Origin of the sequence: Thalassolituus alkanivorans (genome assembly GCF_020447205.1) — a bacterium.
GTDB lineage: Bacteria > Pseudomonadota > Gammaproteobacteria > Pseudomonadales > Oceanobacteraceae > Venatoribacter > Venatoribacter alkanivorans.
On record NZ_JAJAEL010000049.1, the window covers coordinates 31,752 to 53,620 of the forward strand.

26 protein-coding genes are annotated in these 21,869 nt (G+C 51.1%); 16 read left to right on the forward strand and 10 right to left on the reverse strand.

What is annotated here, in order from left to right:
- Positions 1-86: 86 nt before the first annotated feature.
- Together LGT44_RS18275 and LGT44_RS18280 are read left to right on the forward strand one after the other, a co-directional pair.
- A complete protein-coding gene (locus LGT44_RS18275) occupies positions 87-626 on the forward strand; it encodes a glutathione peroxidase (RefSeq protein ID WP_145471006.1) in 540 nt (179 codons plus the stop codon).
- A 13-nt stretch (positions 627-639) separates the two neighbouring features.
- Positions 640-1,035, forward strand: a complete 396-nt coding sequence (locus LGT44_RS18280; RefSeq protein WP_225691851.1) for a GFA family protein — start codon at positions 640-642, stop codon at positions 1,033-1,035.
- A gap of 63 nt (positions 1,036-1,098) precedes the next feature.
- Here LGT44_RS18280 and LGT44_RS18285 read toward each other — a convergent pair whose 3' ends face one another.
- Positions 1,099-2,175 (reverse strand): alkene reductase, encoded by a 1,077-nt coding sequence (locus tag LGT44_RS18285; protein ID WP_230331570.1) that lies wholly within the window; start codon positions 2,173-2,175, stop codon positions 1,099-1,101.
- A 172-nt stretch (positions 2,176-2,347) separates the two neighbouring features.
- Here LGT44_RS18285 and LGT44_RS18290 point away from each other — a divergent pair, with 172 nt between their 5' ends.
- The 5 genes from LGT44_RS18290 to LGT44_RS18310 all read left to right on the forward strand — a co-directional run bounded on the left by LGT44_RS18290 (position 2,348) and on the right by LGT44_RS18310 (position 6,508).
- The gene (locus tag LGT44_RS18290) at positions 2,348-3,271 is read left to right on the forward strand and encodes a D-2-hydroxyacid dehydrogenase (protein ID WP_230331571.1); all 924 of its coding nucleotides are present in this window, start codon (positions 2,348-2,350) and stop codon (positions 3,269-3,271) included.
- 218 nt (positions 3,272-3,489) lie between these two features.
- Positions 3,490-4,626 carry an SMP-30/gluconolactonase/LRE family protein gene (locus LGT44_RS18295; RefSeq protein WP_230331572.1) on the forward strand — a complete coding sequence of 379 codons (1,137 nt, stop codon included), beginning with the start codon at positions 3,490-3,492 and terminating at the stop codon, positions 4,624-4,626.
- A 95-nt stretch (positions 4,627-4,721) separates the two neighbouring features.
- The gene (locus LGT44_RS18300) at positions 4,722-5,384 is read left to right on the forward strand and encodes an LON peptidase substrate-binding domain-containing protein (protein WP_230331573.1); all 663 of its coding nucleotides are present in this window, start codon (positions 4,722-4,724) and stop codon (positions 5,382-5,384) included.
- A gap of 66 nt (positions 5,385-5,450) precedes the next feature.
- Positions 5,451-5,999 (forward strand): rod shape-determining protein, encoded by a 549-nt coding sequence (locus LGT44_RS18305; RefSeq protein ID WP_230331574.1) that lies wholly within the window; start codon positions 5,451-5,453, stop codon positions 5,997-5,999.
- 107 nt (positions 6,000-6,106) lie between these two features.
- Positions 6,107-6,508 (forward strand): hypothetical protein, encoded by a 402-nt coding sequence (locus LGT44_RS18310; protein ID WP_230331575.1) that lies wholly within the window; start codon positions 6,107-6,109, stop codon positions 6,506-6,508.
- Between the two features lie 187 nt (positions 6,509-6,695).
- Here LGT44_RS18310 and LGT44_RS18315 read toward each other — a convergent pair whose 3' ends face one another.
- On the reverse strand, positions 6,696-6,914 hold the full coding sequence (locus LGT44_RS18315; protein WP_230331576.1) for a hypothetical protein: 219 nt from the start codon (positions 6,912-6,914) through the stop codon (positions 6,696-6,698).
- Between the two features lie 210 nt (positions 6,915-7,124).
- On the opposite strand from LGT44_RS18315, the gene LGT44_RS18320 reads away from it, so the two are divergent.
- Positions 7,125-7,886, forward strand: a complete 762-nt coding sequence (locus LGT44_RS18320; protein WP_230331577.1) for a helix-turn-helix domain-containing protein — start codon at positions 7,125-7,127, stop codon at positions 7,884-7,886.
- 30 nt (positions 7,887-7,916) lie between these two features.
- On the opposite strand, the gene LGT44_RS18325 is transcribed toward LGT44_RS18320, so the two are convergent.
- Both LGT44_RS18325 and LGT44_RS18330 read right to left on the reverse strand, forming a co-directional pair.
- The gene (locus tag LGT44_RS18325) at positions 7,917-8,312 is read right to left on the reverse strand and encodes a VOC family protein (RefSeq protein WP_230331578.1); all 396 of its coding nucleotides are present in this window, start codon (positions 8,310-8,312) and stop codon (positions 7,917-7,919) included.
- Between the two features lie 488 nt (positions 8,313-8,800).
- The gene (locus tag LGT44_RS18330; RefSeq protein ID WP_230331579.1) at positions 8,801-9,769 is read right to left on the reverse strand and encodes an integron integrase; all 969 of its coding nucleotides are present in this window, start codon (positions 9,767-9,769) and stop codon (positions 8,801-8,803) included.
- A gap of 349 nt (positions 9,770-10,118) precedes the next feature.
- Here LGT44_RS18330 and LGT44_RS18335 point away from each other — a divergent pair, with 349 nt between their 5' ends.
- The 8 genes from LGT44_RS18335 (at position 10,119) to LGT44_RS18370 (ending at position 15,234) form a co-directional block, all read left to right on the forward strand.
- Entirely contained in the window at positions 10,119-10,571 is a 453-nt protein-coding gene (locus tag LGT44_RS18335; protein WP_230331580.1) for a hypothetical protein, read from the forward strand.
- A 130-nt stretch (positions 10,572-10,701) separates the two neighbouring features.
- Positions 10,702-11,013 carry a hypothetical protein gene (locus LGT44_RS18340; RefSeq protein ID WP_230331581.1) on the forward strand — a complete coding sequence of 104 codons (312 nt, stop codon included), beginning with the start codon at positions 10,702-10,704 and terminating at the stop codon, positions 11,011-11,013.
- A gap of 510 nt (positions 11,014-11,523) precedes the next feature.
- On the forward strand, positions 11,524-12,195 hold the full coding sequence (locus LGT44_RS18345) for a RusA family crossover junction endodeoxyribonuclease (RefSeq protein ID WP_230331582.1): 672 nt from the start codon (positions 11,524-11,526) through the stop codon (positions 12,193-12,195).
- A gap of 103 nt (positions 12,196-12,298) precedes the next feature.
- A complete protein-coding gene (locus tag LGT44_RS18350; protein WP_230331583.1) occupies positions 12,299-12,730 on the forward strand; it encodes a hypothetical protein in 432 nt (143 codons plus the stop codon).
- A gap of 53 nt (positions 12,731-12,783) precedes the next feature.
- Positions 12,784-13,215 carry a hypothetical protein gene (locus LGT44_RS18355; RefSeq protein WP_230331584.1) on the forward strand — a complete coding sequence of 144 codons (432 nt, stop codon included), beginning with the start codon at positions 12,784-12,786 and terminating at the stop codon, positions 13,213-13,215.
- An 83-nt stretch (positions 13,216-13,298) separates the two neighbouring features.
- Positions 13,299-13,679: a hypothetical protein gene (locus LGT44_RS18360; protein WP_230331585.1), complete on the forward strand. Its 381-nt coding sequence runs from the start codon at positions 13,299-13,301 to the stop codon at positions 13,677-13,679.
- A 113-nt stretch (positions 13,680-13,792) separates the two neighbouring features.
- Positions 13,793-14,047 (forward strand): hypothetical protein, encoded by a 255-nt coding sequence (locus LGT44_RS18365; RefSeq protein ID WP_230331586.1) that lies wholly within the window; start codon positions 13,793-13,795, stop codon positions 14,045-14,047.
- Positions 14,048-14,337: 290 nt separating this feature from the next.
- Complete coding sequence (locus LGT44_RS18370; protein WP_230331587.1) at positions 14,338-15,234, forward strand: alpha/beta fold hydrolase; 897 nt, start codon at positions 14,338-14,340, stop codon at positions 15,232-15,234.
- Between the two features lie 184 nt (positions 15,235-15,418).
- Here the strand turns inward: LGT44_RS18370 and LGT44_RS18375 are convergent, their stop codons facing one another.
- The 6 genes from LGT44_RS18375 to LGT44_RS18400 form a co-directional block, all read right to left on the reverse strand.
- Positions 15,419-15,763 (reverse strand): hypothetical protein, encoded by a 345-nt coding sequence (locus LGT44_RS18375; RefSeq protein ID WP_230331588.1) that lies wholly within the window; start codon positions 15,761-15,763, stop codon positions 15,419-15,421.
- 138 nt (positions 15,764-15,901) lie between these two features.
- A complete protein-coding gene (locus LGT44_RS18380; protein WP_230331589.1) occupies positions 15,902-18,844 on the reverse strand; it encodes a valine--tRNA ligase in 2,943 nt (980 codons plus the stop codon).
- Positions 18,845-19,028: 184 nt separating this feature from the next.
- Complete coding sequence (locus LGT44_RS18385) at positions 19,029-19,811, reverse strand: hypothetical protein (RefSeq protein WP_230331590.1); 783 nt, start codon at positions 19,809-19,811, stop codon at positions 19,029-19,031.
- Complete coding sequence (locus tag LGT44_RS18390; protein ID WP_145469037.1) at positions 19,811-20,248, reverse strand: DNA polymerase III subunit chi; 438 nt, start codon at positions 20,246-20,248, stop codon at positions 19,811-19,813. The genes LGT44_RS18385 and LGT44_RS18390 overlap by 1 nt, the downstream gene beginning before the upstream one ends.
- The gene (locus LGT44_RS18395; protein ID WP_230331591.1) at positions 20,245-20,952 is read right to left on the reverse strand and encodes a TetR/AcrR family transcriptional regulator; all 708 of its coding nucleotides are present in this window, start codon (positions 20,950-20,952) and stop codon (positions 20,245-20,247) included. The genes LGT44_RS18390 and LGT44_RS18395 overlap by 4 nt, the downstream gene beginning before the upstream one ends.
- Before the next feature lie 127 nt (positions 20,953-21,079).
- Positions 21,080-21,869: methyltransferase domain-containing protein (locus LGT44_RS18400; RefSeq protein ID WP_230333674.1), on the reverse strand; the 790-nt coding region annotated here is incomplete at its 5' end.

The following is a 21,869-nucleotide window of genomic DNA, read 5'->3' on the forward strand; positions in this document are numbered from 1 at the left end:
AAGCATTGTTTCCATTTCTGGTCGTTGACCAGCTGCGTTTATTCCTTCAGCCTGTGATCTGTAAAAACCTACTGCGGAGATCAGGTATGAGCATTTATGATATTCAGGTTAAAAACATTCAGGGCGAGACTCAGGCGCTGAACGATTACCGCGGCAAAGTGCTGCTGCTGGTGAACGTAGCGTCCAAATGCGGTCTGACGCCGCAATATGAGGGGCTTGAAGCTCTGTACAAGGCTGAAGCGGCTAATGGGCTGGAAGTTTTAGGTTTTCCCTGCAACCAGTTTCTCGGACAGGAACCGGGCAGTGAAGATGAAATTCAGCAGTTCTGCAGCCTTACCTATGACGTTACCTTTCCGATGTTCGCTAAGCTTGAGGTAAATGGCCCGGGGCGCCATCCGCTGTACCAGCAATTAATTGCAGCCCAGCCAAAAGCCGTTGCCGGTGGTGCGCTGAAAGAAAAGCTGGCTGCCAAAGATCTGCTGCCAGCCAATGACAGCGACATTATGTGGAATTTTGAAAAATTCCTGATCGGTAAAGACGGTACGGTTCTGGCCCGTTTTGCTCCTGATCTGCAGGTCACCGATACGGTGGTGGCAGATGCAATCCAGCGTGCACTGCAAGCCTGATAAGGAGATTGTTATGCTGACAGGCAGCTGTTTGTGTAATGGAATTCAGTATCAGATCGATGGCGAACTGGGTCAGGCCATGGTTTGTCATTGTGGCAAGTGCCGTAAATCCAATGGCAGCGCCTTTGCGGTTAATGCGGCGATTAAGGTCGATGAATTCCGCCTGCTGAAAGGGCAGGAACTGGTGGGGGAGTTTGAATCCACGCCGGGGGTCTTCCGCACCTTCTGTAAAAACTGTGGCTCGCCGCTGTACAGCCGGCGACCATCCATGCCGGATATTTACCGGCTGCGTATCGGCACGCTCGACACCGATGTGCAGGTAAAACCCGTGGCCCATATTTATATGGGCTCAAAAGCCTCCTGGGATCAGCCGCACGACGATATTCCTCAGTACGACGAGCGTCCCTGATCAGATCTGAGAGGTATAAAAAATCCTGCGCTGGATATTAGTCCGGTGCAGGATTTTTTATTTTCAGGCCGTCATAAATGGATAATCGGTATAACCTTCAGCACCCTGGGTATAGAAGGTATTCTGATCCGGTGTGTTCAGCTCTGCTCCGGCCTGAACCCGTGCAGGCAAGTCCGGGTTGGCGAGAAAACCGGTGCCAAAGGCAACAGAATCGGCTTTTTCGGCAGCAAGAATCGCCGCCGCTTCATCGGCGTTATAACCCATGTTCAGCATCAGATGGCCCTGATAATGTTCACGCGCAATACTCACCACATCCGCCTGCTGCACGCCAAAGAAATCGGCACGCATTAAATGCAGATAAGCCAGATTAAAACGGTTCAGGTGTTTGGCCAGATACTCGGTCCAGGCCAGCGGATCACTGTCGCGCATATCGTTAAAACTGTTCAGTGGCGATAAGCGCAGACCCACGCGGCCACTGCCGATTTCAGCGGTAACGGCGTCGAGAATTTCGGTTAGAAAACGGGCACGGTTTTCCAGCGAACCGCCGTATTCATCGGTGCGCTGGTTTGAGCCATCGCGCAGGAACTGGTCAATTAAATAACCATTGGCGCCGTGAATTTCCACACCATCAAAACCGGCGGCAATGGCATTGGCAGCGGCTTTGCGGAAGTCATCAACAATGGTGGCAATTTCTGTTTTGCTCAAAGCACGTGGCACGCTGTAAGGTTTTTTGCCTTCCGGTGTGTGCACTTCGTCATTAATGGCAATGGCGCTTGGGCCAACCGCTTCGGTGCCGTTATTCAGCAGCGGATGGGCCGCACGTCCGGCGTGCCAGATCTGCATAAAAATACGGCCACCGGCTTTATGCACGGCGTTGGTGGTCAGTTTCCAGCCTTCAACCTGCTCAGCAGAGTAAATACCCGGATCATTGCCAAAGGCAGACGTGCGGGGCGTTACCATCGTGCATTCAGTAATTAACAGACCGGCACTGGCACGCTGAGCATAATATTCGGCCATCAGTTCATTGGGCTGGTGGCCAATGGCGCGGCAGCGGGTGAGTGGCGCCATCACGAAACGGTTGGGCAGGGAAATATCGCCTGTGGTTGTGGCGTTGAACAGAATCTGGGTATCGGTGGACATACATTCTCCGGGATGAATGAGTAATTTACTTATTGCGATAACTATATAGGGCCGCAGTGTCGGATTTCACCCGCCGCCACAGCAACAGACTGTTGTATTGAGCGTTATAGTCACTAACAATGGGCCGAATTCAGCAGGCCTGATCCACACATCCTGAACTGGGACGCCGAACATGATGAAAGCCGTATTACTGGATGCCGACACGCTCGGCTCTGGCGTTGATTTAAGCCCGATCCGGGCGCTGGTGAGCGAACTTCGGGTATTTACCCGTACCAGCCCGGAACAGTTGGAAGAGCATCTGGCTGATGCCGAACTGATTCTTACCAACAAGGTGCAGATACCTGGCTGGGCTATGCAGGGCCGTAAGGGCATTCTGGTGCTGGCCACCGGCACCAACAATATCGATATGGACGCTGCCCGGGCGCAGGGTGTACCGGTGCGCAACGTCAGCAATTACGGCACGCACTCGGTGGCACAGCACACCCTGATGCTGATGCTGGCACTGGCGGCGCGCTTGCCGCGTTATCAGCACGACATCCGTGGTGGTGCCTGGCAGCAAAGCCCGTTCTTCTGTTTGCTGAATCACAATACGACTGAGCTGGCGGGTAAAACCCTGGTGATTGTTGGTCAGGGCACGCTGGGCAGTGCCGTGGCTAAACTGGCTGAAGCCTTTGGCATGACGGTGATGTTCTGCGCCCGTCCGGGAGCAGAAGATGACAGCCGCCTACCTTTTGAGCTGGCGATTGAGCAGGCTGATGTGCTCAGTTTTCATTGTCCGCTGAATGAACACACCCGGCACCTGCTCAACCGCGACAATATCGACCGCCTGAAGCGCGGCTGTCTGGTGGTGAACTGTGCCCGCGGTGGCATCATCGACGAAATGGCCGCACTCTGGGCGTTACAGTCTGGGCATCTGGGTGGGCTGGCTGTGGATGTATTACCGGTAGAACCACCAGACGAAGGACACCCGCTGCTGTCCGCGCTTAAGCAGGGCAATCTTAATCTGATTGTTACTCCGCATAACGCCTGGATCAGTCCGCAGGCACGGCAGAATATTATTAATCTGACTGCCGACAATATCCGTATGCTGGCGTAAATTTTCACGCTCTTTATTAATAAAAATAACAGTCTTCCCTGGCTGTTTTGCCTGATTCTTATTATCGCCAGAGTAACAGTGCCGGCGGTTGTTTTACGTTAAAGAAAAGCCCGGACAATCCGGGCCAGTTATTTGCACCTTTAACCATGCTGAACCAGTTTTGATAAGTCCGGTGAATTCCGGGCCTGGAATAATCAAAACAATAAAAAGGATTCTGCATGCGCAACGTTGCTCTTACCCGCACTCCGTTTGTTGCCGGACGCTATCTGCGTTCTTTCTTTGCAGTGAAACTGCTTTTTCCCGAACGGTCTTTACGCATAATCTGCGCATTGATAACCATTTTTTTACTTACCGGTTGTATCGAAAAAGAAACCCTGATGCGAATACCGGATGCTGAAAATATTCTGTTTACCTCCACCGGAGATTTACTGGTCAGTGGTGGTAAAAATATTTATCAGATCCGGCGTTCAACGGATGCTCTTGGCAATACCAGTTACCAAAGGCGGGCACTGTATGAGGGGAGCGACTGTGCTTTTGCCGGTATTGCCGAGCATAACGGCTGGGTTTTTACGGTCTGTCAGGAGAACCGGCTGGAATGGCGCTGGTTCCGGCTGGTTCTGGTGCAGGATACACACCTGCTGGCAGCCAGCCTAAAGCAACGGCCTTTAATATTCCGCGCGCTGGATCGTAAAGGTACAACCGACCCGCTGGACAGTTTGTCCATTCCCAATGGTCTGGCATTTGCTCCGGATGGAAACTTAATAATTGCCGATACCAATTATTTTGGTCGTTCAGCACTGGGCCGTATCAGTCTGGATTATTCGGCATCACCGCCAGCGATTAAAAGCTTTGAAAAAAACTGGCTGGGAGATGCTTACGGCATACAATCGCCAAATGGTGTGCGGGTCAGCGGTAACACGCTGTATGTCTCTGATGGTAATAAAGTACGCCGCTTTATATTTAATGCGCAGGGAGAAATACCCTTAACCCTGACGGATTACGCCGGCAACAGCATCAGCAATGCTGCGGCCGACAACGTATTGTTCAGCGGTGCGACACTGATTGACGACATCATGCCGTACTGCGGTGGTATTGCCGTGGCGATGTACCTGCAGGGGCAGCTGGTGTATCAATCGGCGGCCGGGGACCGAATAGCAACAGCACCGCTGAGCTTTGAATCACCCAGCTCGCTGGCTATTGGTGCCGGAGAAGGCTTTAACGGTTACGATTTACTGGTAACAGAGAAGGGCCTTATTTTTGATCAGCTTTCTGCTCTGGGGAACCGTCTGAGCCGCGTGCCGCTGGCAATGGATCTGGCCAATGCGGAAACCTGTCGTGCTATAACAGCGCCATGACAGCGCCTTAGATTTATCTTCAGCCATGCTCTGCAGCCTTCTGAAAATCACGTTATAGTGGCAGTAAGCCTGACGTGCCGACGTGTGGAGGTTGTATGAGCAGATTGTGTATTTTCCCGATCCCGGGTTGCGTTACCTTTCCCGGTACTGTGTTCCCGCTGCACGTGTTTGAGCCGCGCTATCGCGCCATGATCCAGCATTGTCTCGACACAGGTATGCCGGTCGCTATCTGCCATACCGAAAAGATGATCAGTCCCGGCAAACCCACCGGGAATCTGAAAGAAGCACTGAACAGCAATCAGGCAACCTACCGGCCATATCCGGTTGTCAGTGCCGGACGCTGCGAGTTGGTAGAAACCAGCGATGACGGCCGCATGTATCTGAATGTGCATCTTGAACAGCGTTATCGTCTGGGAGACGCGGTGCAGTTATTGCCCTATCAGATATACGAATGTGAGCCCTTTCCCGACCGCGAATTACCCGCCGCAGAAGCACAGCTGGATGACGCTGATAATGCCCTGTTAAAAGATAAAATCCTGCATCGCCTTTACGCGTTAGGGCAGGGTGATGATGATGTAAAACGCAGTATTGAATATTTAATGGAATCGGAAGAATGGAAGACAAAAAGTGCGCAGGCATTCAGTTTTGAACTGTTTGGTATGATCGCTTTCGATGCCGATATTCTGCAGGAGATACTGGAAATGGATTCGGCCAACGAGCGTCTGAACTACACATTAGCGCTGTTAAATGATGTATAACACTCACCTGACATTCTTTAGCCACAAACCGCCCGGGAAGGCTGTTACCAACTAAATGGAGTAAACATGCTGTCTGCTTTTATCCGCTCATTGCCATCAGGAACCTGCTATGCGCAATTGTGGAGCGACCGTATCCGTATAAGCTGCACGCAATCAACCAGGGTTTTTGACGACCAACCGTTATTGGCGATACGTACCGAAAACGGTAAAAGAATTGTGATGGCTGTCGGACGTAAAGCCGCACAGTTGTATCAGCAGGAGCAATTAAAAGAACAGCGCAACGAACAACAAAATGAAAAGCAAACGCAGGATATAACACTGATCAACCCTCTGGATCATCCACGGTTGTTAATTGCCGATTTTTCTTATGCAGAACGGTTGCTGCGTTACGGCATTGTCAGCGTGTATGAAAAAAGTATTCTGCCACGCTCGCCCGTGCTGATTATCCAGCCGATGGAAAAAACAGAAGGCGGTATCAGTGATATTGAGCGGCGCATGTACACCGAGCTTGGATTAAGTGCCGGAGCACGCAAAGTGTATGTGCATGATGGAGCGCCTTTGGCTCATCCGGTGAGGGCTGGCAGCAAAGAACTGGGCAATATCCTTCGGCGCTGAATTATTCAGAGGCGCTCTTGGCTTTATTTTTAGTTTTGTCATTTATCTGTCATATAATATTGGCAGCATCCGTTCCTCTGTGATTCTTACCCGGAAATGGATGTTCTGTGAAAAAACTTCTGATGTTTGCTGCGCTTGTATTAGCTGGCTGTGGTGCTGATGATAAGTCTGAAGAGACTTCCATCGCCTGCAACTCTTACAACATTCTTAATGCCACGAACTATGAGCTCAAATTTACTCTGAAAGAACGGGCAGAGACAGCTCCGCGGATATGGACTTTGCCTCAAGGGGACGATTACTGGTTTTTATACTGCCATGCGTCAGACCGTTGGAATGGCGGCCCATTATTGGATAAGAATGTGGAAAGTATTCAGGTTACAACCATTGGCTATGATCCTGAGCTGACGTTTACCATTCCGTTGGATGTCACCTTCTGGGTGGCCGAAAACTATCCGGAAGATTGGACAGTTAAATATCGCTTTAACTTGTTGGATACGTATTTAAGGTAGTTCTAAGACCTCCGGCGGCTACTTTGAAAGAATAAAAAAGCCAGAATCCGGCGCTTACCGAATTCAGGCTTTTTGGGTTTCAGGTCTGGAATCTTTGGTCTGATATCCGGGGCAGGGCAGCAAGAGGGGGATATTGGTATGTGGCAGATATACCGGTTGCCGACACTTAATTCCCTGCTCGATATTACTAACCGCTGATGGCCGCAATTTTTTCCTTCAGTTTGGCCTGATCACGCTCAAAGCTGGCCTTCTTCTTTTGCTCTTTTTCAATCATCGCCGCAGGAACCCGGGATATAAAACCATCGTTGTTCAGTTTGTTATCGATGCGGTGAATTTCGTCTTCCAGACGTTCCACTTCGGCGGCGAGGCGGGTGAGTTCATCGGTGTTTTCCATCAGGTCGGTCATGGTGATCTTACCTCCGTGTGTATGCTGCACACTATGGCGACTGCCATAGCAAATCTGCTTCAGCTCATTGATAGCGCAGGTTTTTTAGTTGAAACTCTGCATTAAAGTGTAGCCGCTTTTACGGGTTTTGCCGTAAATAAGCAGCAGGGATGAACTAAGCGCGTAAGCCACCACGCAGGCGGAGTGCATTCCATTAGTGAGGGTGTGCCGATGAATCCGGTTGTTTGTACCTGGTCAGCCGAACTGCCAGCGGGAACAGAGGTTATCTGGCCGGATGGTTGCCGTGATGTGATCGCCATTCTGCCGGCCGGACAGCCCGCAGCTCTGCTTTGCAGCGGACTGGACCAAAGCGTGCGCCACATACAATGCCAGACTGCCACGCGCTTTATCGGCGTGAGGCTGGCACCGGGAGTCCGGTTCGCATGGGAGCGCGACGCCCCGGTCACGCTGCTGAATGACAGTAATCTGCAGCGCTGGTCGGCGCCGCTGCAGCAGCTGACTGACCAGCACTCTGAGGCACACAACAGCAGCGCCAGTGCGGGCAGTCTGCTGCGTTATCTGCAGCAAAAGATTGATAACCACGCCATAACGCCGCCGGCCTGGATCAACGCTTACCTGGCTGAGCTTGCCGGATGCAGTGCTTATCCTCCGTCGCCAACAGGCGCTCTGCGCTGGCCGCGCAGCGAACGCAACATGCGCCGCCTGCTGGTGGAGTACACCGGCAGGCCACCGAGTTACTGGCAACAACTGGCGCGAATCCGCGCGACCGCACGGGCTATTGCCGGTAGTGATGAACCACTGGCTGCACTGGCGGCAGAATACCGTTTTGCCGATCAGGCCCATATGAGCCGCGATATCCGCCGCTGGCTAGGATGCACCCCGGCCATGTTACGCGCAGACAATAACGGCAACGATCAGCGGGCCAACAATCTGGCCCGGCTGAGCGCGCCGGATGCCTTTACCCAGATTTAATCCGGTGGCCGCGATGGCTTATTCTGCGTCTTAATCCTGCGGCAGAAAGAACGGCTCAAACTCCGCCGCAGGCGCAATGGCATGATGGCAATACACCATCACCCCGGCCGGATCGACCACCCCAAAGCCACGATCCCCCCAGGGGTGATCATCCAGCGTAATCGCCACCGCCAGCCCTGCAGCCGTTAAGTTTTTGTGCAGGGCGTCGGCATCTTCCACGCGGATATTCAGAAAAATACCACCACTGAAAGGCACCATCCCCTCCTGTGGCTCCATCAGACACAGCTCCTGCCCGTTGCTGAGGCGCAGCACTACATACCAGCCACAATCAAACAGCGGCCGGGCAGCAAAATACTGCTGATAAAAGCGACGGGCCTCCGCCAGCTGGGCCGTAACCACCGTTATGCTTGCCGATTCAATCTTCATAAAACCTCCGTTGTATTCAAAGCCCGGCCAGTACAGCGCAAATAGTCTCCGCTGTTTTGAATAATTCGGCCAATGCCACAGATCCTGAAAAAGAAGGAGCTGAAAAATAAAGGCCTGAAGAAGAGTGGCCTAAAAAAGAGGAAGCTGAACAAGGTCAGGACATCTGCGGAACACGATACCGCAAGCGCGTTGGGACGTTCTGCAGGAAGTGCTATGGGAAGCGCTGTTTCGCAATGTTTTGGGATACGCCGTCGGAAGCATTATTGGAAACGTTGCTGGCAAGAGCCAGCAGCAATTGATCAGTAAATTATCAGTTGAGGGGGCCGGTAAAGTCCGATAGTCTAATGAAAAAGCAGGGATTGCTGAACCTACCCGCTCGTCTGAGCAGCGGAACGGATGCTGATACTCCCTGAGAACGATATGTGTAAAATCAAATATTGCCGGTCCTGTTATGGCGTGAACAAGGAAGGGCGGCAGCGTGCCTGAATTCAGAACGATGCAATGGCATTCAGAGGGCTTGCAGTGCCAGCAAAATGTTGACCAATAACATGGGTATAAATCTGGGTTGTTTTTACATCAAAATGCCCCAGTAACTCCTGCACGGTGCGAATATCACGACCAGTACGAAGCAGTTCGGTAGCGAAACTGTGCCGGAAGGTATGACAGGTAATGCGCTTATTGGTAAGTCCGGATTTTATAACCGCCTGGCGAAGTGCTTTCCGAGGAACAGAGTCATGCAAATGGTGCCGGCAAAGAGTGCCAGTGATCGGGTGATTACATAAACCGGATGATGGAAACAAAAACATCCAGGCAGCTTGTCGATAAGCAGAAGGATACTTTTTGGCGAGTCCCCCCGGAATTGAAGGGCCTATGCCCTGCAGGTTGTCGGACTCCTGCAACCGAAGTGCGTTATGAATCTCTGCTTCAATAGCAGGGCGTAATAAGGGACTTAAAATGGTTACACGGTCTTTAGCGCCTTTGCCATCATGAACCGTCAACGTTCCATGAGAAAAATTAAAGTCTTTCACGCGTAAGTGCAGGCATTCAGTAATACGAAGACCAGAACCAAACAAAAGGGAAAAAATCAGCTTATCGCGCCCTGAAAGCTCGCGCAGAATCGCGGCAACCTCTGACGTGCTGAGCACTTCGGGTAAGCGTCTCGGCTTGGTTGCAAAGGTAAAATCCAGGTCTCCTAATGGCTGTTGCAAAAACTGGTTATATAAAAATGCCAGTGCGTTGAGTGCGATTTTTTGCGTATTAATCGCGACGCTACGCTTTGCAGCAAGATAACTCAGGTAGGCCATGACATCATCGCCGCCCAGCGTCGCCGGATGTTTGAGACGATGAAAACGGATGAAGTCCTTGATCCAGTAAATGTAGGTATGCTCGGTACGGAGGCTCATTCCGCGCAGGCGCATAAACGTACGAATATCATTCAGGAAGGGGCTTTTACCCATATCAATACCTCACTCGAAAAACTGTATATAAAAACAGTGCATTTGAGTTTTTTGTGAAATCAATGCGCGTTTAGGCGCGAGTGTAAAGATGTATATGCTCGAATTGACACCAAAGCCAAAAATAAGGGTTATATAATCAACGAGTTACGAGATTGTCGGAAGTGATCGTGCGCAAAGTGTAAATATGATCGTGGTGCGAAAGCGTGCTTGCGCGTTTTTATCATGGTAAGAGTCTTATTATCGGCGCTTTTCGTAACAGTGACAGTCGGTTAGGCTCGGAACTTAAAATCAAATGAAGGCGTGTAAATGAGCACGCCTACGAATAAACTGTTATGCATCGGGAGAGTACATGCGGAAATATTTAATCCTTTTCTTGTTCATATTCAGCATGCCTTCATGGGCTGAAGAGAGCCCCCAAGATAAAAAGGAGCCCAATTACCTAGCAGGCTTTCTCCTTGTAGAGGGCCTGTTTGCACTAAATTCATATATGGCGAGTGAATCTCCAGAGGGATACGGAGCACTATTAACTCTATTATCACCTTTAGGTGTCTCATCAAATGTAAGTGATACTACAAATTATGTAGGTATTGGCGGTGCAATGACTCTTGGCTTATACAATGCTGTAGAACTCAAGGATGAAAGTTATTCCAAGAGTGAAATATTCAAAAAGAATATGGTGGGCTGGCACTTATTTACAGCCTCAATTTGGTTGTCTGAAAAGTTTACCGGTGACAAGGAGACTGTAGCTTATATAGCGCCACTTAATGATGGCACGGTATTGGCTATTAATCACAGATTCTAGAAATGCATAACAAGTTTAGCCACATGACAAAAATTGCGTCACTCCGTTTGTGTACGGGCTTCGCCCTTATAACACAAACAAAACGCCACAATTTTTGCACGTGCTAAAGGCATTATAAATATTTGAAACTATGAAGTACCTGAAACAAGTTCTATTTTTCGCGACTTTATTGGTGTTTGGCCTATGGGGTTTTGCCTTCCTTGTTGATGCTATCGATAATCATGCAGACTACGCCGCCACTGGGATTATTGAAGATTCGTTAGCTTCGAATGCTGCATATGACTTGGATACACTAAGTAAAATTAGGGAGTCATTAGCGCGCGGAGAGGTTGAAGAGGCAAATGCTATCATCGACCAGCAAGTTGAGCTCAAGATGGAAATGCTAAAAGCTTGTGTGTCGGAAGCCTGTATCAACCTCAGGGATAGTCGAAATGTTCGATGATATTTATAACAAGCGGCCGTTGATGCCACTGAAAAGCGTGGCGGGACGCGCAAAAAGCGCGCGCCCCAAGGCCGGGCGTTAAATACAGATATGCGAAACATAGATTGCAGCAATGAGTTTGTCTCGCTTAGCGGCGCTGCCGCTGAATTTTCTTCCTTGGCTAGAGTGATCAGGAAGTCTAAGGCAGGAAAGGAGGCTGAGTTTATGATTGATAGGAATCGCATCAAGATATCTTGCAGAGGTTCTATGGCTCATATTTTCCGAAGAGGAGATGAGGTAGTAATTTCTTACTCTGAATCATGTAAGAGTGGATTGAGCAACCTGATATCTATGCCCTTTGAATGCACTTCAGGCTCAGTGTTTCAGTTTGGACCCACACAGAATCCTGACATATTCCAAGCGGGCTCTATGGGTTTGGAAATCAAGGTCCGGTGAGTATTTAACAAGTAAAGGCAGGCCGACCGCTTCGCGTCGGCTGTTTTGGGCATTATACCCAATGAGAACTCAGCGATGAGCGAGGAATTAGTGGTAGATCTTGAAAAGGCGAAAAACGGGGAAATTCCGTCTCCTTTTGGGAAAGCCGAATATGTCGTACCTGGCGCCCCTGCGTCGGTTCAGTCTAAAAAGGCGGTAAGAGATGCCTACTTGGCCACCATAAAAAGCCTCTTCAAGAATACTGAATACTTGCTCACTGGTGAAATCATCCTGAACGTCACGTGGCTACTGCCAGCAAAAAGCAGATTTGAGACTGACGCAAAGGCGGATATTGATAATTGCTTAAAACCTATAATTGATGCTTTTACCGGGCCTGATGGCTTGTTCATCGATGATTGCCAGCTTCGGGGGCTATACATATGTTGGCGCCACATCACTTCCGAGAAAGAGAGGCTGGTATTCGAATTTGAATTTCAAGCAGATCAGTACATTTCTAAAGATGAATTAGCATTTGTTCAGCTGGATGGCGCGCTATGCACTCCCGTGAACCTAAATTGGCCTAAAGAGGCAATAAAACCTTGGGCGGGAATGCTCAAAGCCAATCAAGCCCACAAGAACTTGCTAGATAATCTGGGCGCACCTTATCCAGCTGTTGCGGGGTTCCTTGGTGGAAGCCAACCTTTCCATCGAACGAGAGTTAATGGCTTCAAAGTGCTATCACTAACTGAGTTTGCGAGTTCTGATTAGCATGAAGCCAGGGTATAACAAATCAATTAACTACGCGCCTTTCAGGCGCCGGACGCAGCAAAGCTGCGCCGGTTATTGAGGCGTTAGCAGTCTTTAGGAAGTTATGACCATTATCGAAGTATTACAGGAAAAACTACTTGGGAATTTCTACTCTTTGTTTAGAGTAGGGAGTGCCTTTGATTTGTACTTTGATGATTTTTGGCTCATTGCACATGATGTAATTTCTTCTGATGAAGATGATTTGAATAAACGGTTACTAAATGGGTATCAGCCAGCGGCTGAGGCTATAGACAAAGAGGATGTAGCAAAGAGTATTGTACTTTCTGCAACTTTTCAAAAGAAGATTACAAATGTAGAGCTTAATCTTGATTCAAGTTTAGAGCTTACTTTTGAAAATGGGGTGAAATTGCTATTTCCAACCAATACCGAAGTGGTTGACTGGCAGTGGGCTCTTAATAAGAATGCCCATGACCCATACCTTGGTTTCATTGTAGGTGTATTTGAATCTGGTGAGGCTCAGCTTGGCAACTGCTAACAAGTGCAGCTTGCCGGACTTGGGTAAACTGTAGGCGTTATAAGGCTTATGGAATGAGATCTACAGCCAGAACTTGGCTTATTGAAGAAAAAATAGGTTTAATATCGAAGCAAGAGCTAGTCGGGTTAGCTGATAGATACATAGCTGACCACGATGACTTTCCCGATTGGATGATTGATATATCAACTGGTTCTTCTCTTGAATTTCAGGATCAGCTAGATCTGGTTGTCTATCCAATAAACGTGAATGATTGCAAAATAATTGCTCAGCGAATGTTGGATCTTATTGCCTCAAATGAAATCTCATTGAGAGATTTAGGCAAGGCTTGCGAGAATATGTATCTATCTGTTGAATGGGGTTCAGAACCGTTCAATCATTTTATTTGGGTTAGCGATGAGATTAGCCTTAATGAGCAAGGCTACAAGTCAACGGCTAATATTGGTCAAGCTGTTAAGGAGGCTTTGTGCAAAGTCATAGCCTTATAACAAGTCAATCAACTACGCGCATTCTGCGCCGGAAGCAGCGAAGCTGCTCCGGTTATTGAGGCGTTAGCAGTCTTGGAGCTAGGATGCTTGATAAACTAAACGAAGTTATTTCTAAGTATGTTAATCCACTAATCTCAAAATCAAAGTGGGCCTTAGAAAAGGAAAGGGCTTCAGGGTTGGGCGCATTAAAAGAATACTCCTGTGAAAATGTTTATATTCGTATCGTAAATGACCGCGGCATTTTTGATATGGAAATCGGGTCAAAATATAACCAAGAGCAACTTCGATGTGTTTCTTTCTTCAAAGATTGGCAGTCCCCTCCTAAACGTGGGAAATCGAATCTTTCTATTGAGCAACAATGCCATTTTCTAAACGAAAACTGGGAAAGTCTAAATGCTCTTCTCAGCCAAAAAGAAGCACATAAAACCATAGGGGCTGTTGATGAATACTTACATTCACGGTAGCCAGCTATCAACTGCTAACAAGGCGGTCAAGTTCACTCCGGCACTTCGTGCCTGCGCGGGACGCCAAAAGCTTCGCTTTTTGCGCCCCTTACCTTGGCGTTAGGGCTCTTGAAATGAATCGCGCATTTTCCAAGGTATTCATTAATGAAGAGGGTGTTGAGTTCGGAATAATCCGCAAAGCCACACTACCTTTTCCAAGTGAGCTTGAAGGGGCAAAGGTATTGGCAGAGGATGAATCAGGAAACTATTTCATTGAAGTTGATGAGGCTGTCTACTTCTGGGATCACGAAACCTCTGCGACGGAGTTTCTTGCTAGTTCATTGAATAATTTTATTTCTAGTGTGCAGAACCTGAAACAGTTGAGCTGAAGCCAGATCAAGTTGAATCGATTTGGGGTGATCCTGAGTTTGCGAAGAAATTTGGCATCAAATCCAGGCCTAACAAGGCGTTCAAGCAAGGACGCGCTAACGCGCTTAGCTTAGCGTTGATATGATTCCCTTTGTTAAATAGGCAAACAGCGTACTCACCGGAAACCCAAAAAATTTACAACTGATGTCGATTTCGAAACTTCTCGTACGACTATATAGAGGGCTAAGGACTGGTCGATCAATATCGACCGCCTTGTCATCCTTATATATTCTTTCGAGAGGATTTCACAATGAATAAAAGAATCGTCATGCAGCTTCTGCATTTAGCCACAACAGTAGCAATATTCACTTTCGGGGGCGCTGCGCCAACAGCAGCACAGAATGCGGAGCAATTAGCAATGAATCAGAACCCACAAGCAGTTCAGACTGGTTACGCTCCTGTCAACGGTCTGCGCATTTACTTCGAGATCCATGGCATCAAGAACCCAGCGCAGCCGCCTCTGGTGCTGCTACACGGTGGTGGCGATACAATTAATACGTCGTTTGGTCAAATCCTGCCAGAACTTTCCCGCACCCGGCAGATCATTGCATTCGAACAGCAGGGCTATGGACACACCGCAGACATCATCGAACGGCCATTCAGCTTTGAACAATCGGCCGACGACACTGCCGCACTGTTGGATTATCTGCATATTGAAAAAGCCGATTTTTTCGGTTTCAGCAACGGGGGAACCATCGCTTTGCAGGTGGCGATTAGACATTCAAAGCTAGTGCGCAAGCTGATATTAGCCTCGACCCTTCTCAAGCGCGATGGCGCGTATCCGTGGCTCTGGGACGCGATGGCTAATGCCAAGTTAGAAAACATGCCACAGGAACTGCAAGAAGAATATCTCAAGGTTGCGCCTCACCCAGAGAATCTACGGCTATTTCACGACAAGGCCGCGCGACGCGTGCTGGAATTCAAGGATATTCCAACTGATGCGATCCGCAGCGTTTCCGCACCGGCGCTGATTGTTGTCGGCGACGCCGACGTCATACGCCCGGAACATGCCGTAGAAACATTCCGGCTCTTCCAGCACGCTCAGCTCGCCGTGCTTCCCGATACAGATCACATGAAAGTGACGACGCGGGTCGATTGGTTGGTGCCTATGATCACAGATTTTTTGCAAGCACCGACGGCAAAGTAACGGAGGCCTTTCAGTTTTGCTTTACATCGGGCCAGAGGATGCCTGACAAAGCGCTGCTGTCGGACAACTGATCCTGCCCCGTTTTAACGGACACCGAAGTCAAACTGACGAGGTGTCCAATGCCCAAATATAATCAGCCAGAAAAGACCTGGCAGTATTCAAACGAATTCAAAGTTAAAGCCGTTCAGTTGAGTGATCCTTGTCCGTCACTTTCCCTGATCTGCTTCTTACAAGCCGCACACAGCGGCAGCGCTCTCAGCTTGCGGCGATAGTTTTTGGATGCCCAGTCGTTTCCTATTTTGCTGTAGTCAAATTTAAACGGCAGTTCACGTTCCGGGTTATTAAATGCCGGGTCGGATACGCTGATACCGCATTCTGTGCACTGGCTGGAGGATTGCGAAAGTACTATCTGCAGCGGAATAAGCGGGATCAGCAGTAGCAGGGCAGCAAGAGGAATCTGAGGTGTTATCAGTACCCAGATAATCAGGCTGAGGGTACCTGTTGCTGTCAGGAGACGGAAGGGTGTCATTATTCTATCCGGCGTGTGCTTAGATTTTTCACTGGCGACGACTTGCGGATGTTACTGTATTTCTGGCCGACATAAATAAAAAAACCGCCGACTCTTATCAAGTGGGCGGTTTTTGTTGCAGAGCCGGTAAGTCAGCGCTTACAGCGCCTTAATTTTCTCGATCTGCTCTTTGAGCTTAACAATGTCGCGCTCAAAGCCTGCGGCTTTTTCTTTCTCTTTTTCCAGAACCGCAGCCGGTGCTTTTTCAGTAAAGCCCGGGTTAGCGAGTTTGTTGGTTACGCGCTCCAGTTCTTTTTCCAGCTTTTCGATGGATTTGCCTAAGCGGGCTACTTCGGCGTCTTTATCGATAAAGCCGGCCATCGGAATCAGCACTTCCATATCGCCAACCAGCTGGGTGACCGACATTGGCTCTTCGTCGCCGTCGTTCAGCCAGGTGAGTTTTTCCAGCTTGGCCAGTTTCATCAGGAAGGTCTGGTTTTCTTCTGCGCGGCGGAAGTCTTCGTCGTCGCCGTTTTTAAACAGCAGCTCCAGTTCTTTACCCGGTGCAATATTCATTTCTGCACGGATATTACGCACGGCGGTGATCACACCCTGCAGCCATTCGATATCGGCCTCGGCCTGAGCATCAATAAAGGCGTCCTGTGCCTGCGGATATTGCGCCAGCATGATGGTGTCACCGGTTTTGCCGGCCAGATCTTTTACCTGATGCCAGATCGATTCCGTAATAAACGGAATAATCGGGTGCGCCAGGCGCAAGGTGGCTTCCAGTACGCGTACCAGGGTGCCACGGGTGCCGCGCTTGGCTTCTTCTGGCGCGTTGGCATCCCACAGCACTGGTTTGGACAGTTCCAGATACCAGTCGCAGTATTCGTTCCAGATAAATTCGTACAGCGCCTGTGCGGCCATATCGAAACGATACTGGTCCATATGGCGGGTTACTTCTTTTTCGGCATTCTGCAGGCGCGAAATAATCCAGCGGTCGGCCAGTGACAATACGGCTGGTTCACCATTGGCACCACAGGCAACTTTCATCTCGTCAGTAATGGCGATATTGGTACCGGCTGCGGCTGCCTGTTCTACGGCTTCTTCGCCAGCCACGCTGAGCATCACGTAGCGTGAAGCGTTCCATAATTTATTACAGAAATTACGGTAGCCTTCGAGGCGCTTCATATCCCAGTTAATATCACGGCCGGTTGAGGCCATGGCAGCGAGGGTAAAGCGCAAAGCATCGGTGCCGTGCGGGGCAATACCTTCCGGGAATTCTTTTTTGGTGCGCTTGCCGATTTTTTCCGCCAGCTGCGGCTGCATCATATTGCCGGTGCGTTTTTCCAGCAGTTCATCCAGCGAAATACCGTCGATCATATCCAGCGGGTCGAGTACGTTGCCCTTGGATTTCGACATTTTCTGGCCGACTTCGTCACGGATTAAACCGGTAACGTACACGGTTTTAAACGGCACCTGCGGTTTGCCATCTTCGTCTTTGCAGAAATGCATGGTCATCATGATCATGCGCGCTACCCAGAAGAAAATAATATCGAAACCGGTGACCAGTACGTCGGTCGGATGGAAATCGGCCATACGCTTGGCCACTTCCGGATCGTCCATATTTGGCCAGCCCAGCGTACCGAAAGTCCACAGGGCAGAGGAGAACCAGGTGTCGAGTACGTCGTTGTCCTGACGCAGTTCAACGTCGTCAGCCAGATGATTCTGCGCGCGTACTTCGGCTTCGTCGTGGGCAACGTAGACGTTACCTTCTTCGTCGTACCAGGCCGGAATGCGGTGACCCCACCACAGCTGACGGGAAATACACCAGTCCTGAATATCGCGCATCCAGCTGAAGTACATATTTTCGTAAGACTTAGGCACAAACTGAATGTCGCCGTTTTCGACGGCTTCAATCGCCGGCTTGGCCAGGGTTTTGGCATCCACATACCACTGGTCGGTGAGCATTGGTTCAATCACCACGCCGCCACGGTCGCCGTAAGGTACGGTTAAATCGTGGTCTTTAATTTCCTGCAACAGGCCTGCGGCCTCAAAATCGGCAACAATGGCTTTACGCGCGGCAAAGCGCTCCATGCCACGGTATTTTTCCGGGATGCTGGCGTCGATGTCGTTATTCACGCTGCCGTCGGTATTAAATACCTGCGCGGTTTCGCGCACGTCGGCATTAAAGGTGAAAATATTAATCATCGGCAGGCCGCAGCGCTTGCCCACTTCGTAGTCGTTAAAATCGTGTGCCGGGGTTACTTTTACCGCGCCGGTGCCTTTTTCCATATCGGCGTGCTCGTCGCCCACGACCGGAATGCGGCGGCCCACCAATGGCAGAATAATGTCTTTGCCGATTAAATCTTTATAACGCGGATCTTCCGGGTTAACCGCCACACCGGTATCACCGAGCATGGTTTCCGGACGGGTGGTGGCCACTACGATGTAGTCGTTGCCTTCTGCGGTTTTCAGGCCATCCGCCAGCGGATAACGCAGGTGCCACATAAAGCCTTTGGATTCTTTATTTTCCACTTCCAGGTCAGAAATGGCGGTATGCAGTTTCGGGTCCCAGTTGACCAGGCGCTTGCCACGGTAAATCAGGCCGTCTTTATGCAGGCGGATAAACACTTCCTGTACGGCTTTGTAGAAACCGTCATCCATGGTGAAGCGTTCGGTGTCCCAGTCGACCGAGTTACCCAGACGACGCATCTGGCCCGTAATCGTACCGCCGGATTGTTCTTTCCATTCCCAGACTTTTTCGAGGAATTTTTCGCGGCCTAATTCGTGACGGTCAGGCTGGCCTTCGGCCGCCAGTTTGCGCTCAACCACCATCTGCGTGGCGATACCGGCGTGGTCGGTACCTACCTGCCACAGGGCTTTTTTACCCTGCATACGCTTGTAGCGGGTGAGGGCATCCTGAATGGTGTGCTGGAAGGCGTGACCCATGTGCAGCGAGCCGGTGACGTTCGGCGGCGGGATCATGATGGAGTAACCTTCGCCGGTCAGTCCGTCCTGATAAGGCTTGAAGTAGCCTTTTTCTTCCCACTCTTTGTACCAGGTTTGTTCAAGGGCGCTGGGCTTGTACGTTTTATCCATGGTTCGCTGCTGCTCGTCTCGTCGTTATCGCAGCCAGTCCCGGCGGGGCAGAGGCTGGCTGGTTTCGGGTTCAAAAAAATGGCGCCGATTATAACGGAAACTGCGGTTCAGGGGCAGGGTTTTGCAGCGTTTCGCTGTTTGTGAGGCGATTCCGGCGGCTGCCGGAACCGCCGTGGCGGGAAGGTCAGTGATTCAGCTTTTCGCGCAGCTTTTCACGCAGGCGTTCGGTCAGTTGCGGCAGCATTTCGGCAACCAGCTGGTCGATCAGGTGTTCTTTCTGCAGCGTGGTCAGCTGTTGCATATGTTGCTGCACGGCCTGTTCGCTGGCGCGCGCATGCTTTTGCTCCATCACGCGCTGCATGGTGCGGTGTGCTTCCTGAGCACTGTGCTGGGCGGCTTCGCGCTCCTGGGTCAGACGATCAAGAATGGCCTGGGGCAGGAAGGGGTTAGCCGATACCCGTGCCGGAGCAGCAGTATTGCCCGATGCCTCTGTGGACGGGGCCGTTACCGGTGCCGTTGTTTCTGTGCCGACCAGTGGCGCGGCAGATACCTGAGCTGGCCGGGCTGGCATATCGCCCTGCGGACGCTGAATCACCACGTCGGGTAATGGCTGTGCGCGCAATACCGGACGTGGGCTGGCAGCCTGAGGTTTGCCTTCTGTTGGCTTGTTCTGCGTTGCGCTGCTTTCTGCCGCTTTGTTGGCTGCCGGTTGGTTTGCCGGGCGGCTGCTATCGGCTATTGGGCGCAGTGGCACTGCGGTTGGTTTGGCCGATACGGCTTTTAATACCGGAATGTCATTCTCGCTGAACAGCTCGTCCAGCAGCGGAATGTCATCGGTCGGGTCCAGTGTCGGGATGCTGCGGCTGTGGTCTACCTGATCGCTGGCGGCATCATCGAGTACACGTTGCAGATTTTCCAGTTCACGCAGCAGATTGCCGGGTTCGTCCTGGTCGTTACGTTGGTTCATTAACGCAATCTCATGTCGATATTGTTGATCGGGTAGCCCCGGTCTTTGAGGAATTTGTAGTGACTACGAGTGTAGTCCAGCACCTGATCTTCCTGTACTACGACGGCAATAAATCGCTGAAAGCGGCTGAAAAACGCCGGTAGCTGGCTGCTGAGATTCACCATCACATCATGATGATGGCCTGGATCGTTGTGCCAGCTGATGCTGACCGGGCAGTCGGCCGGAGCGTCGCTGGCGCTGAGCAGGGTGTGCGGCACAAAGGCATCGTCGCGGAATTGCCAGAGTTGCTCGTCAAGCTGGCGGGCGGTGCTTTCATCATCGACCTGAATCAGTACGCGGTTACCCTTGCTGAAGGCTTTTTCCACCACGCGGCAGGCAAACAGCATCTGTTCGGCGCGGGTCTGGGCGGCGAGGATGTAAAAATCAACCTGGGTCATTGTGTTTCTGCCGTGCTGTCGGGGCTGTTATGAGCCGTTCCGCTATTGAGAGCGTTACCGGCTGTACGGTGTATATGGCTGGCTTTATAGCCGGCAAACAGCCAGCTCAGGTGCTGCTGCAGTGTGGCGCTGAATTCAAGCCGGAACAGGGTCAGCGGTGGCTCGGCAATGGCGGCGGCCACGGTTTTGCTCGGGTGGCAGATATGCCAGCAGCCAATCATGGCCTGCTGAATATGCAGCAGCAGTTCTACCGCTTCGGCTACTGAGATGCTGAGCCAGCGGCTGATTAATGTGGCAAAGCGCTGCAGCAGTGGCAGCAGGCCAAGCTTAAAGTTGCGCGCTTCGTCTTCGGTCAGATTGCGTTCCAGTACGGTATGCAGAATGGCATTCAGACGGCAGAACAGGGGTTCCTCAGCCAGGGCCTGAGCGCAGACGATGGCAGCATCATCACCCGGCGGCAGTTGCTCGCCGTGTTCAATCAGCCGTTCCATCTGTTGGTGGTAAAGCGCCAGAAACAGGGCCTCTTTGCTGCGGAAATAGCGGTACAGGGCAGCTTTGGTGATGCCGACCCGCTGGGCAATATCGTGCAGGCTCACCTGTTCAAAGGGGGCTTCGGCAAAATAGCCGGCGGCGGCGTCCAGAATTTGCTGGCGGCGCAGGGCTTTTTGTTCCGGGCTTTTTGCCCGCTGGCGGATACAGGTCATGAGGTCGGGCTGGTCTGTGCCGGCTTGGGCCGGTCGGACAAGGGCTGCCATGTTGGTAACTGAGGCCAGAATGCTACCTCTGGCCTCAGGGCAAGGCAAATGCTGCTGTCAGGCTCTTTGCGCTGCGTCACACCGATTGTCCGAACTGATGCAGAACCACGTCGATGGTTACCTCCAGTTCGTTCAACGCTTCCAGGCGTTGCAGCGCTTCATTGCGCACTTTCCAGCGGTGTGGGGTCATCATCAGCAGGTCCATAATCTGCTGGTTGCTGGTCAGGCTGACACGGTATTTCAGGGTCTGCTCGCCTTTGCAGTCAAAGCCGTGTTCGGCCATGGCCGGACGCGGATCGAGGGCGGCGAGGTTTACTTCGTCGTAGATGATCTCGCGCAGTTCGACCAGATGATGCAGGCCGGTATTGAGCAGCACAATCTGCCCTTCTGGGCGCAGTGCGCGGGCAAAACCCTGCGGCATCAGATTGGTAAACAGGCAGGTGATCAGATCCAGGCTGTGCGCAGTAAAGGGCAGCTGGCCGCCGGAGGCGACCAGCCAGTCGATCTGTTTACTGCGCCGTGCCGCACGGCGGGCGGCGTCTTTGGAAATATCGACACCATATAAACAATGCGGCAGCTGGTGATCGTCGAGCACTTCCTGCAGACGCTGGGTGTAATAGCCTTCGCCACAGCCAACGTCGGCAATCTGCAGGCCGCCGTCGTGGTTCAGTGCCAGTTCCAGCACCCATTGATTGAGCATATCGGAAATCGGCCGGTAGACCTGGCTGTCGAGCAGGCGCTGGCGGGCGTCGACCATTTCCAGCGTGTCACCCGGCGCTTTCGATTTTTTATGCTGGGCCAGCAGCAGGTTGAGGTAGCCCTGACGGGCTTCATCATAGGTATGGCCGGCGCTGCAGCTCCAGCGC